The organism is Longimicrobium terrae, from assembly GCF_014202995.1.
Classification (GTDB): Bacteria; Gemmatimonadota; Gemmatimonadetes; order Longimicrobiales; family Longimicrobiaceae; genus Longimicrobium; species Longimicrobium terrae.
Genome location: NZ_JACHIA010000004.1, coordinates 128,434 through 141,285 on the forward strand (window position 1 = coordinate 128,434; position 12,852 = coordinate 141,285).

At 71.9% G+C, this 12,852-nt stretch carries 5 protein-coding genes; 2 read left to right on the forward strand and 3 right to left on the reverse strand.

The genetic code is table 11. The features are described 5' to 3' along the window. Positions 1-861, reverse strand: coding sequence for a hypothetical protein (locus HNQ61_RS09395; RefSeq protein WP_170035691.1), 861 nt, complete (start codon positions 859-861; stop codon positions 1-3). Then, positions 858-4,343, reverse strand: a complete 3,486-nt coding sequence (locus HNQ61_RS09400) for a hypothetical protein (RefSeq protein WP_170035692.1) — start codon at positions 4,341-4,343, stop codon at positions 858-860. The genes HNQ61_RS09395 and HNQ61_RS09400 overlap by 4 nt, the downstream gene beginning before the upstream one ends. A 207-nt stretch (positions 4,344-4,550) precedes the next feature. On the opposite strand from HNQ61_RS09400, the gene HNQ61_RS09405 reads away from it, so the two are divergent. Beyond that, on the forward strand, positions 4,551-5,132 hold the full coding sequence (locus tag HNQ61_RS09405) for a hypothetical protein (RefSeq protein ID WP_170035693.1): 582 nt from the start codon (positions 4,551-4,553) through the stop codon (positions 5,130-5,132). Positions 5,133-5,198: 66 nt separating this feature from the next. On the opposite strand, the gene HNQ61_RS09410 is transcribed toward HNQ61_RS09405, so the two are convergent. Next, a complete protein-coding gene (locus HNQ61_RS09410; protein ID WP_221305259.1) occupies positions 5,199-6,800 on the reverse strand; it encodes a hypothetical protein in 1,602 nt (533 codons plus the stop codon). An 899-nt stretch (positions 6,801-7,699) separates the two neighbouring features. On the opposite strand from HNQ61_RS09410, the gene HNQ61_RS28255 reads away from it, so the two are divergent. Further along, complete coding sequence (locus tag HNQ61_RS28255) at positions 7,700-12,847, forward strand: RHS repeat-associated core domain-containing protein (protein ID WP_170030556.1); 5,148 nt, start codon at positions 7,700-7,702, stop codon at positions 12,845-12,847. The last annotated feature ends 5 nt before the right edge of the window (positions 12,848-12,852 follow it).

The following is a 12,852-nucleotide window of genomic DNA, read 5'->3' on the forward strand; positions in this document are numbered from 1 at the left end:
TCAGGGATCAGAGTTTCCGGCGGGCGCCATGGCCCGCCGGTCGGCTTCGGGGTCGTCCTCCAGCACCAGCGCCACGCGTAGCGCCGCGAACGGCGCCACCTGCTCCATCGCTCCGTACGCGGGCGCGACCCAGAGATCGTCCACGATGCCGAAGGCCAGCACCGCGTGGGCGGCGTCCTCGGCCATCTGGACCACCTCGCGCGCTTCCCCCGCGCTCCACGGCGCCTCGGCCAAGACCCTGAGCAGGTGCTGGTGCAGCAGGTTCCTGAGGGGACGCGCCTCGTGGTCGGGGATCCACGTCCGGAGCGCCCGCCTGCAGGCGGCGCCGCCCTCCCGCGCCGCGCGGGAGGTGCCCGCGCGCGCATGGGCGGCGCCCGCGTCCGCGAGCCGGACGAAGGGCGTGGCCACCATGCGCGAGAGCAGCTGGTCTAGGAGCAGCTCGTTGCGCGCCTCGACCAGCACCAGTTCCCCGAGCCACGCCTCGCCGGGCGGGCCGCCGAGCGGGGTTCCCATGCCGGCCAGCCAGTGGTCGCGCACCGCGTGCAGCAGCCGGCCGGGGTCCGCGGGGTCTGCGGGGCGGGCGCTTGGGGTCACGGGTCCCAGCACGTCGGCGAGCCGGCTGAGCGCGGCCGTGATCCGCGCGAGGTCCTCCCCGCTCGCCTCCTCTGCCCGCCAATACGCCGCGAGCGCGTCCAGCTGAAGCGTGAGCGTGTGGCGCGCGGGGTCGTGGACCCGGCATTCGGGCCTTCCGCAGGTGCACTCGAGCCGCGCCCAGACCCGCTGCGCCGCGCCCGCGGTGTGGAGTGCCTGGTGCGTGTCGCCGAGCAGGGTTTCCAGCTCTTCGGGTCGGAGTCGGTTCATCGGGACAGGGCGGGCTGGGGAAGGGAGCGGCCGGCCGCCCGGGAGGCCGGCCTCGTGTCCAGCTCCGGGAGCGCGGCGCGGGCGCGCCGGGCGGATTCGGGGTGCAGTGCATTGATCTGGCGCTCGATCTGGGCGAGCGTCGGCGCCGACGCCATTTCGCGCCACGAGCGCACGAGGTCCTGGTGCTCGCGCGCGAGCTCGGCCAGGCGCGCCTGAGCCGCTTCGCCGACCTTCGTGAGCGGGGTGTCCGCGGGGAGCGCGAGCTGTGTGGCCGCCCAGGTCCGCGTCTCCTCGCCGCGGCTCCGGGCGGCCGCCCAGGTTTCCAGCGCGACCGCCGCGATCCGCGCCTGGCGCTCCGCCTGGCCGGCGTCCGGCTGGCCCAGCAGGCCGCGGAGCCCCTGGGCGCGGACGGTCTTGAGCGCGGGCTCCAGCCGCTCCGCCGTGCCCGCGGCGTTGACGCCCGGAATGCGGGGCACGCCCCCGGTCCGCGGATGGGCGGCCGAAAGCGCGAGCGGGTTGGCGCGGAGCGCCGCGGCCATCTCGCGGACCTCGGCGGCGTCCATCTCCCACACGCGCGCCAGTAGGCGCTCGGGGTTGCTGAACTGCGCCGACAGCGTCCGCTTCGTCTCCGACCACGCGAGGAACGCCGCTTCGCGGGCCTCGCGGGTGGCGGCCAGGATCGTCTCCGCGCGGTCGATCTGGCGCATCGCGTCCTGGTAGGCGGGATCCAGCCGTTCGAACGCCCGGAGCGCGGCCACCTGCTCCTGGATGACCGCGACGTCCGGGTTTTCCGGTGCCCCCGGCACGGCGGCCGGGGTTGCAGGGTCAGCCGTGGCCGGACTCGTGGCCGGTTCCTCGGTCGCGGGGGCCTCGTCGGGACCCGCGGGGCTCCAGCGGGCGCGGGCCTGGTCGAAAAGATCGAGGTACGGCGCGGCGGCCCGCTCCGCGCGGGCGACCAGCTCCAGGTCCTCGGTCGAGAAGACCAGCCGGGCGCCGCCACGGGTGCGGAGCGCGAGCGCATCCCGGAGCCGGGCGGGGTCGCTTTCCGGCTGCGCCTTCCAGGCGCCGGCCTCCCGCATGAGCTGGTCGAAAGCCGCCGGGTCCTCCACGCCGCCGGCCAGCCGGTGCACCTCCCAGAGGCGGTCCACCTCGCCCTGCGTGAACCCCGCCTGGCGCGCCGCCGCCTCGATCAGGCGCTCGCGCACGTCGTCGCCGAAGGGTTGCCCCCCGGCCGGCCCGCGTGCGGCCGCCTCCGCCCCGTATTGCTGCAGTGCCGACAGGATGCGGTCCGGGGCGCTCATGCCGCCCTCCCGGACCTCGGCCGCGATCATCCGGTCGCGCTCCGCCAGCTGCCAGGGAAGGGTGCCGTCCGGCTTCGATGGGCGGTGGTCCCGGATCTCGCCCCGGGGGTTCAGGTCGCCGACTTCGCGGCTGAACGCAGCCGCGGTTCCGCCCTGGGGCTTGAGCCAGCGATCCAGTCCACGCGCGTGCGCCTCGCCGCGGCGCTCGCCGGGGAGCACGGCCTCGTCGATGCCGCTGTGGAAGGCCGTCCGGTCCTGGCGCGCGGTCTCCGCCAGCCGCCCCTGCGCGACCGCCCCCTGGAGGCGTCGGTCGGCCAGGGCCGGCGCCAAGCCGTCCAGCACGGCTTCGGCGGCGCGCGCGGTGCCCGGGCGCTCCGCGGTGCGCGCGAGATCCTGGAGGCGGCCGACCAGCGACGGCACGTCCAGGTCGGCGAGCACGCGCTCGATCTGCCTCGCGCGGATGGTGGGCTGCAGTTCGGGGGCGACGTCCTTCGGGAACACGAGGCCGCGCGCCTCGCGGAGCCGCCGGTGGTGGAGGAGCGCGTCGGGGCCGCGGAGCCGCTGCTCGAGCTGCTCCCGGGCGGCGGCCCGCAGATCGGCGCGGGGGATCCCCCGCGTGGCCTCCCACGCCTCGCGGATGGCGCCTCCCTGGCCCAGATGCAGCCGGACGTCCGCCTCCGTCTCCAGCACGCGCCGGAGCGCGGGGTCGTCCACGCCGACGACCGCGCGCAGGCGGCGCTGGGCCTCCGCGAGGCGGGCGGTCTCGAGTTCGAGCCGCCGCTCGGCGGAAAGCTCGGGCGGGCGCTCGGGGGAATCCGCCATCCCGGAGAACTTGAGGTCCCACCAGTCCGCCTCCCGGTCGCCGGGAAGGTCCCACTGGCGGCTCTCGAGGGCCTCCTCGCGCGCCGCCTCCCTCTCCAGAAGTTCTTCCGTGCGGCGGTTGCCCACCTCGGCCGGGCTCGGCACCACGACCCACGGCGAGGGCGCGTCCAGGCGCTCCTCCACGGGATCGACCAGCGTGCGGCGTGCACGGTCCCGTGCGCTCCACTCCGCGGCGCGCTCCTCCCATCCGACCTTGCCCGGCCGGAAATGCACCTGGGTCGCCTCGATCAACCGGGACTCGCGCTGCCGGAGCTTGAGCTCCGGGACGGACATGGGCGCGCCGGAGAGCCAGCAGGGCGTGCACAGCTCGCCGTCCCGCGGGTGGAAGCGCTCCGGGTTGCCGTCCGCGTCCAGGCGGAGGGTGCCGTCCGGGTTCAGACGCGCCTGCCCGTCCTCGCGCCCCCGCGTCGTGCCGCAGCGCAGGCAGTCGATCGAGCGGATGTCCGGATACACGCCGCCCCACTGCATCCGCGGCTCGGCCTTCGGGAGCAGGGCGTGGTCCCGCCACGCGCGCGCGGCCAAGTCCGCCCGCCGGATCCCGGCCAGCCGCCGGTCGACCTCGCCAAGCACCTGGGACGCGGTGGCCGGCGCGGCCCCGGGCCCACCCCCGGTGGACGGCGTACCCGCCATCTCCAGCACGACCGCCGCGCGGTCGGTGACGCGCTGGAGGCCGGCGCTTTCGCTCCAGGCCGCGCCCGCGAGCCGCCGGACGGCCTCGGCCTCCTGCGTGAGCGCCGGCCGGCCGAGCGCGGCGGCGGCGGCGGCCGACCCCTGTTCCGCGGTGGCTACGTCCGATGTCGTGACGGCTCTCACCACCCGCGTCGCCGCGCTCGGCCGGATGAGGCGGACGCGCGTTTCCAGCGCGTCCTGCGCCTGCTCGGCTTCCGCCACTTTCGCGCGGACCACCTCGGCGATCCGGTGGAGCACGGTGGGGTGTACGGCCGGCGGCATCTCGCGGAGTACGGATTCCTTGGCGTCCCCGGCGCCGCCCCCTGTCGTGGCGACGGCAGGATCCAGGGCGGTCAGGCGCGCCTCGATCCGCGCCGCGGCGCGGATCGCCTCCGGGCGGGGGGGTGGCTCGGGGGCCGGCGCGGGGTGCCTCGCGAGGAGCCGCTTCCGGGGCTTGCTCGCGGCCCGCACCTGGTCCCGCAGCTCCTGCAGGGCGAGGGCGGACGAGGGCGCGAGCACCCGCGCGCTCTCAGGCCATGCGCGGGGCGGCGCGTCCGCGGGGGACGGCGCGGGGCTCTGGAAGGGAGGGTGGTGGTCGGGAGGCGGCGGGGTATCGGAGATCGGGGGCATGCTGCATCCGGGGCGCGGCGGTCGGGCATCCCCCGAACGGACGGGGGTCCTTCGCTGCCCTGTTCTACCCCGTGCGGGACCAGCGGGGACGCCGCCGCGACCTGGCGCGGGGGCTGGCGGAGGGCATCGGAGTGCGCCAGACTTCCCCTTCGCGGGCGCACGGGATGGGCGCGGCCCGCGGGTCCGCCGCACCCAGCCGAGCCGAAGATGCGAGACCTCAAGCCACCCCAGCGCGAACTCCTTTCCCAGATCGTCCGCCGGGGCGAGGTGCCGTCGTGGGACGTCGACGGGCGGGTCCTCCGCCCGCTTAGGGCGGCCGGGCTGGTGGAACTGTCCGGAACCCTCGTGCGGGCCACCGCCGAGGGGAAAGCTCTCGTTGCGCCCCCCCGGCGCGCCCCGCCTCCCTCGCCCGTGCGCCTGAACAGCTTGCAGGCGGATGCCCTCCGCAGGGTCCTGCGCCAGGGATCGGTCGCCGCGGAGACACTGGACGGCAGGGTTGCCAAGCCGCTGCTGGCGCGCGGCCTGGTGACGATTGCGGACGATGTCGTGACCCCCACCGCGGCCGGCCGGGTCTTCTTCGACGAGCCAGCCCCGGCTCGGACCGGCGGCCGGAAGTCCGGCGGGGAGAATCCGCGCGCGGCCGCGATCCGCCGTGCCGTCGGGCGGCTGGAGCAGGCGATCCCGAAAGGGGCCGAGGTGGGGGTCGGAACCATACTCGCCGCGGCGGAGGATGTCCTGGACGGCTTCCGGGCCTACGCCCGGAAGCTCGAGCGCCGGCCGTCCGCCTGACCGCCGCCCGGAACCCCCACCCGCGGGCAGGGGTTCCGGGCGGCGGGAACGGGCAGCGCGCAGCGGTCACACGGGCTGTGTCAGGCCGCCCTGCATCCGGAACGGATCGACCCCGAGGGTCCGGATCGCCATCCGCTCGAACCTTCTCCGGCGCCGCTCGGCCCGGATGTCGCGCTCCCACGCCGCGCGCGTGCCCCGCTGGCGGATTCCTCCACCCGTCGGACGCGTGGGCGGCGTCCCTGCTTTCCCGGTCCATTCCTTCAGCCGGCGCACGAGGACCGACCGTACCACGCCGGGTCGGAGCCGCCGGCCCACCCCCTCGGCCTCGCCCGTCCAGACCCGCACCACCGACCCGTCCTCCTCCGGGATCTCCGCCCAGCGCCCCCACGGCTGGAACTCCGCCTCGATCTCCTCGCTGATGAATCGGCTCCACCGGAGCCGCCCCGACGGCAGGCCGGTGTCGAGCCGGGGCAGCACGACGGGGGTCACCTCGCCGTCCTCCGCGGTGGTCGACGCCCGCGCCCACGCGGCGGCGCGGAGGACGTCCAGCGGATCCAGCCCCTCGGGGGGCGCAGCCTGGCCCCCGCTCAGGATGCCGTCGATCCAGCGGTCCCACCGGCCGCACTCCTCGTCGTCCCAATCGCCGGGCATACGCGCCCGGGTACGAACCGGGATTCCTCCGCACTCCTTCAGGGACCGCACGAGCCAGTCCAAGTAGTCATTCGGACTCGGCCGCCCCTCCGCCTGCTCCGCCTCGCGGAGCGCGAACTGGTACTGCCTGAAGAGCTCGTTGCGCTGCAGGGCGGCGGCGTGCTCCGGGCCGCCGGCTGCGGTGTTCGTGCGGGCGATCAGTGGCCCGGTGGCGTCCTCCACGAAGGCGACCCGGTCGGGAGCGGACATCCAGTCGTCGTCCAGCCATTCCACCGGGTACTCGTCGTCCGGCGCCTCCCGCTCGTGGGCCGGGGCTTCCAATCCCAGCAGCCCCAGCCAGGCATCGTCGAGCGACAACGCCGCGAGGCCGCGCTCCCACTCCCCGGCGTTCCAGGGCTCCGCCGCCTCGCAGGCCCGGAGCTCGGCTGCGCGCCGGCGGGCAGTCCAAGGCGTGATCCCCGGCTCCTCGGCCGCGGCCCGCAGCATCTCGATCCGCGCCGCGCGAATGGCCCGTGACGCGGTGAGGCGGGCCGCGCGCCGCGCCGCCTCGGCTCCCGGATCGAGCTGCCCGCGGCGCTTGGGCTCCAAGCGGGGCGCTCCACGCGTCGCGCGCACGAACTGCCCGTGCTCCAAGGCCTTCACCTTGCCGAGCGCCGCTTCATCGATGTTCGGAAGGATCTGGAGCAGGACGTGCTCGGCGACGCGAATCTGGGTGGTGTAGCACCCGGCGCAGATCATGTACGTCTCGCCCTTCGCGCCCGCGCATACGATGCAGCGGAGGAACGGCGGGTAGCGGTCCAGCGACGTCACCACGAGCGGTACTCCATCCAGCGCTTCCGTCTCGGTGAGCCGCGGCCGAGGAGGGTAGCGGGGATCCAGAACGGTTCCGTCCAGGCGCAGGTGGGCCATGTGACGGCGGAGCGGGGCATCGGCGTCCTCGCGCTCGGGTGTGAACGGAAGCTCGTTCGGAACGGGCTCGAACCCGTAGCGCGCGGCGGCCCGCTCCAGCGCGGCCAAGCGGGCGGCGCGGTCGGACTGGGCGGCGGCGCGTCGCGTGGCGGGTGGGGAGACCTGGCTCATTGCATCCTCCATCGGGATGTGTGCGGGAAGAGAGAGAAGGCGAAGAATCACGCCTTCTCGGTTCTTCCCTTGTCTTTTTCCTCGGGGGCGGAGATGGAGGTTCGGGGTTGCGTGGGTGGCGGTTTCGAGGGCCGCACGGTTGGGAAGCAGAACGAGCGGGCGCAGGGTGGCGGGGCCACAATCGCCGTCCCCGGTAATACCCACCGGAGTAAGTTCGTGCACGCTTATGGTGGCCTTGAAGCTTCAGGAGGCCACGGGAAACATGCACGAACTTTTCAGGGTGCGTATAAGATCAAGGTGATTCTGAAGGCATGGTAGGGGCGCCTGCTGGCAGTTGGGGGGGAGTGGGACTGCGGCGCGAATAGGTCCGTGGCCCAATTCAACTGATGGAGTACCGAGGCTGCCCACCTGCCGCTTTGACACGATCTCGGCGAAGTCCGGATCCGATTAGGGGGTAAGCACGGCGTAATCGGCTTGCGTCACTCTCCGGACCAATCCTTCCGACGCAATGTGTCCATTTTTATTGCATACGGTTACCGTCAGTGAAAGCACGCCCGAAAGGCCGAGAATCGGGACGGCCGTATCTACGCGGACGTCGAAACGGTAAGATCGATGCAAGGCTTTGCAGGACAGCATCTTGATCGAACAAATAAGCGAAAGATGCAGATGATCCGGCACTGAAGTCCGCTGGACAGAACACCCTTCTGGAAGCATGTTCCGGAAGCCGCTCCGCCGACCCGGCAGAGTCAAAAATGGACGCGTGAGAGCCATCCCCGGATCTCGCTTCCCTTTGCGGCACCCCGCACGTCCCCCCCTCTCCCGCTCTCGTACTCCGCATGCCAATCCGCTCTTCCCTCGCCGGCCGGCTGACGGCGGCATTCCTCGCGCTGTTCGCGGGCCTGCTGCTGTTCGCGCCTCAGGCACGCGCCCAATCGTGTACCACGCTGGAAGACTGCCCCCAGGAGGGGCAGGCGCCATCGATCAACTTTCAGCCTGACAGCGGGACGTTCTCGCAGCCCACCGTGCCGGTCAGCATCACGTTGACGGCGTCGCCGGGTGACTCGGTGACTACGGTAATCGTGAGGTGGAAGGGTGACACGATCACGTCGGCCTTTCAGACCCGCAGGAGCGGCATCGGACTCAAGCGTCTGTACTTGACCGGGCAGGTGAGCATCACGTCGGATCCCAAGATGATCAGCGTGACGGCCTGCGGCAGGTTCAACTGCAACGCGGATTCCGCGCAGTACAAGCTCGGTGCGCCCGGAGCACGGGTCACGCCGAACGGGTCGTGGGCGCAGGTGGCGTCGGGCGCGGCGGGGGCGTACGCGATGTGGGTGCGCAACACGGGCGCGCTGCCCGCCACCTTTTCGCTCCTCGGTTCGTGCCGCGACGCGCAGGGCACGTTCCTGAGCGGATGCGGCGCGCCGTCCGTGTCCACACTGACGCTCGGGGCGGGGGACTCGGCGTCCGTGGGACTCAGCTTCCCCGCCCTGTCCGCCGGACAGGAGATCACCCTGCGGCTCTCCGCCCGCAGCACGGCGAACGCCGCGATCGAGGACGCGGGGTGGGCGGAGCTGGAAGGGGTAGGCACCGGCACCGCGCCCGCGGCCATGACGGTCGCCCTGGTGGATCTGAACTCCAGCGCCACCATCGCCCGCGACCAGTGCGTCACGGTGGCCATCGCACCCGGCGCGGCGCTGGAGTGCGGCGACCTGCGGCTGGCGCACGGGCTTCCCGCGGTGCAGGTGCTGGGGCGCACCCACGCGCCGGCGCTCCTGTACAGCAGCGCGCACGTGTCGGGGACGGCGCGTGTGTACGCGGACGTGCGGCTTCCCGTCGGCTCCATGGTGCCGACGACGGTAGAGGTGAAGGTATTCAAGCCCAACGGCTCCTTCTACCGGACGGTGTACCCGGGCAGCCAGTGGGGATCGGGCACCGCGCGGCGCATCTCCATCGTGATGGACACGCTGGCGTCGCTGACCGGGGTGTATCCGTACACGATGCAGGTCACCGCGCACTACACGGGCGTGTCGTATCCCGTGGCGGTGGCCGGCGAGGTGGCGGTGGTGAACCGAGCCACGAGCCAGTTCGGGCCGGGGTGGTGGCTGGCCGGGATGGAGCAGGTGGTGACCGTGTCGGGGAACCGCCTGCTGCGTGTGGGCGGTGACGGAAGCACGCGCATCTACAGCCCGGCGTCCACGGGGATGTGGGTGGCCGCGCGGGTGGACCGCGCCGACACGATGTGGGCCAGGGCCGGCGGCGGGTACCAGCGCCGGACGCCCCAGGGCGCCGTGGTGAGCTTCGGTCCGCAGGGGGAGCACCTGTCGACGGCGAACCGCCTGAACCAGCACACCCGCTTCGTCCGCGACATCAGCAACGGGCCGCTGACCTGGCTGGAGGTGCCGCGGGAGCCGGGCTCCACGGGCGCCAGTCTGCACTACCGGTTCGTAACGAACGCGGCCGGCAAGGTGACGTCGGTGGAGGCGCCGGACTTGAACGACGTCCGCGGGCGCGTGGTGGTGCTGGGGCGCGATGGGCTGAACCGCGTGACCTCCATCACCGATCCGGACAGCGTGGCGGTCTCCTTCGGCTACGACGGCCTGTACGCGACCTCGCGCACGGACCGGCGCGGAGTGCAGTCGGTGTTCACCTACGGTGCAGGGCGGACGGTCACCTCGTCGCGCGTGTGGCTGGGGCCGCTGGCGAGCGACAGCATCATCCACCGCTTCGAGCCGGTGGAGGGGCGCGGCATCGTGGCTGCCCTGCCGCTGTCGCGCACGCACACGCTGCTGGACGGGCCGCGGACGGACGTGGGCGACACGACGCTCATCTGGGTGGGGCGCTTCGGGGCGCCGCGCCGCATCCGCGACGCGCTCGGCAGTGAAACGCTGCTGCTGCGGGGGGACGCGAGCTTTCCGGCGCTGGTCACGGAGGTGCGCAGGCCCAACGCGAACGGCGCGCCGGTGGCCCGCCAGTCGGCCACCTATGACACGCACGGACGGCTGCAGAGCAGCACGGCGCTCAACCCGCTGGGCGACGGGCAGAACCCGATCACGACCTACACGTACGACGACAAGTGGAACGGGGTGACGTCCATCACCACGCCGGGCCAGGGCGTCGTGACGATGGGGTACGATACCATCAACGGGAACCGGCTCTGGGAGCAGGTAGGCGACGCCACGCGGCGGGTGAGCTACCGGTACACCGCGAACGGGCAGCTCCGGGCGGTGGAGTCGCCGATGGTGAACGGGGTGGCGCGTGTGGACTCGGTGATGTACGACGAATGGGGGCTGCTGCGGGCCAGCATCAGCCCGCTGGGCTTTCACACCATGCACTACGCTGACGGGGTGGGCCGCGACACGCTGGTCATCACGCCCGTCACCCCCGGCGACACCACCGAGGCGGCGGTGCGGGCCAACGGCGCCCGCAGCCGCACGGCGTACGACGTGGTGAACCGGGTGAGGTGGACTCAGAGCATCGGCCCCGCGATGGTGCAAGCCTCGCAGAACGGGTCGGTGGACCCGGCCGACACGCCGCAGGAGATTGTATCGGTAGTGAACGGGTACGACGGGCACGGCGACCTGGTGAGTGTGGAGCGGCAGAGCCTGCCGGACGTGGCGGGGATCGGCACCCTCACCACCAGCTACGGATACGACGTCGTAGGGCGAAAGACGCTGGAGACGAGCACGCAGGGCGACTACCGTACGACGCGGTACGACCCGGCGGGGAACGTGCTGGGCACCACGATGCGCAACTTTCCGGAAGTGACGATGCAGTACGACGCGTTGAACCGGCTGGTGCGGCGGACGGTGCCGGGGGTGAGCACCGGCAGCGCGTGTCCTCCGCTGGACAGCGTTTGCGGCGAGGCCAAGTTCCCTTACTATCCCACCGGCCCGAACGGCGCGCTGGACATTCCGGGCGAGGTGTTCACGTTCGGGTACGACGCGGCGGGCAACCAGGTGTGGGCGGAAAACCTGGATTCGAGGGTGCAGCGCAGCTACTACAACAACGGCGCGCTCCGGACGGACACCACGCGGATGCGTACGTATGCGGGGCTGGACTACGGCGAGCACGTCTACGGGCTCGAGTATACGTACGACATGGCGGGGCGGATGACGCGGCTGTCGCACCCGTACAACCTGTCGGGCGCGGCGCAGGCGGACAGCTTCGCGTACGACCCGGTGACCAGCGAACTGACGTATGCGCGCAGCCGGCAGGGTCACGTGTACGGGTTCGCGTACGATAAGCAGGGCCGGCAGACCGGGATGGCGTACCCGGGCGGCGGCGGGGAGCGGACCACGTACGATGTCGAGGGACGCCGGCTCACGCGCACGGACTCGCTCTCCAGCGGCGCGGTGCTGGAGTACGACACCTTCCAGTACGACGCGCGCGGCAAGCAGACGTACATCTACGGGGGGGTGGCCGGGGGGACGAGCGAGTTTCGCAACTGGTACTCGGGGCTCGGAAACCTGGTGGCGACGGACTGGGGCAACGTCCTGGACAACGGGCGCAACTCGCAGGTATTCACGGTGGATGCGATGGGCAATCAGCAGCAGAACACCACCATCAACGGTGGAGTGATCAATCCCACGTTCTGGAACACGTACACGGCGTCGGGCGGGCGCATCGCGGTCATCGCGCGCGTGATTCCGAGTCCGAACCCGCACCTGGAGCAGCGGGACAGCACCTTCCGGTACTACGACGGCTCGGGGAACGTGACGTGGGCCATCCACAGCTGGAGAACCTTGAGCGGCAGCTCGTACACCACCTACCTCACCAACACGCGTAACTGGTACGGCGCGGACGGCAAGCTGCGGGTGCTGCAGACGTGGGACGAGTCGAGCACGGCGACCGGCTGGACGAGGGAAGGGCTGGTTTCGGAGTACCGGTACGACGCGCTGGGGCGGCGCATAATGGAGCGTACGCGGCGGGAGTGGCCGGTGTGCTACGTGACCGCGAGCGAGCCGTGCGTGAGCACCATTACGCGTTTCGTCTGGGCGGGCGACCAGCTGCTGTGGGAACTGCGCGCGCCGGGCCAGTCGGCGACTGGAATCAATCTGGAGGCGACGACCGGGACCGGCGACTGGTACGGCCGGGTGAGCTACTTTCACGCGGGCGGGATCGACAAGCCGCTGCTGATCACCAAGGAGAACGTGGGCAGCCTGGTGCCGCGGGACACGTGGCGCGGGCAGTTCCATGCGGGCACATCGCCCACCACGGGCCTGCGCGGCGACTGCACGGGCGCGAGCCCGACGGGGTGCATCTGGGCGCCCTGGCCCGGCTGGCAGACCACGGCGGGCCACGCGCAGACGGGGACAGCGCCGGAGGTGCAGGCGTGGTTCGGCGGCCTGGTGGACGGCATGCGCGACGCCAGCGGCCAGATGTACATGCGCAACCGCTACTACGACCCGGCCACCGGCCAGTTCACCCAGACGGATCCCATCGGGCTCGCGGGCGGGCTAAACAGCTACGGGTTTGCGGCGGGAGATCCGGTGTCCTACAGTGACCCGTACGGCTTGACTCCATGCCCATTGGTCTTCAGACAATGTCGGGAAAGAATGGTACGAGGAGTCATGCGTCTGGCGGGGAGACCGCTTACTGAAACAGAAGTCCGGTACTATGCGGACCATCCGGTAACCCTGCTGGCAGCCGCCCAGGCGGCGACGGCCGCTGACATCTTCGCTCAGCAAATGGGCAAAACGTACGCTGGCCTACCCGGGGATGTGGTAAACGCTTCGCGACATCAGATGGGCCAATGCATCATGACGCAGCGGACGGATGAGAGAACCGCGAAGGAGACCGCCGATGTGCACGAGGCGGAGGAGCCCGCAGATAGTCAGGATTCCAAGGATGATCAGGCGAACAACAATGTCGGGCGCGCCGCAGGACGGCATCCCAGCACGAACTGCCAAGCAGCCGTAGAGAGGAATATACAAACAGGATACTACAATGAGGCGGCAATTACCGCCGCCTCTAATCCCTGAAGCGA

What these genes read in the sequence shown, in the direction of transcription:
- HNQ61_RS09395 (WP_170035691.1), bottom strand. Translation starts at nt 861, where the DNA reads ATGAACCGACTCCGACCCGAAGAGCTGGAAACCCTGCTCGGCGACACG.
- HNQ61_RS09400 (WP_170035692.1), bottom strand. Translation starts at nt 4,343, where the DNA reads ATGCCCCCGATCTCCGATACCCCGCCGCCTCCCGACCACCACCCTCCC.
- HNQ61_RS09405 (WP_170035693.1), top strand. Translation starts at nt 4,551, where the DNA reads ATGCGAGACCTCAAGCCACCCCAGCGCGAACTCCTTTCCCAGATCGTC.
- HNQ61_RS28255 (WP_170030556.1), top strand. Translation starts at nt 7,700, where the DNA reads ATGCCAATCCGCTCTTCCCTCGCCGGCCGGCTGACGGCGGCATTCCTC.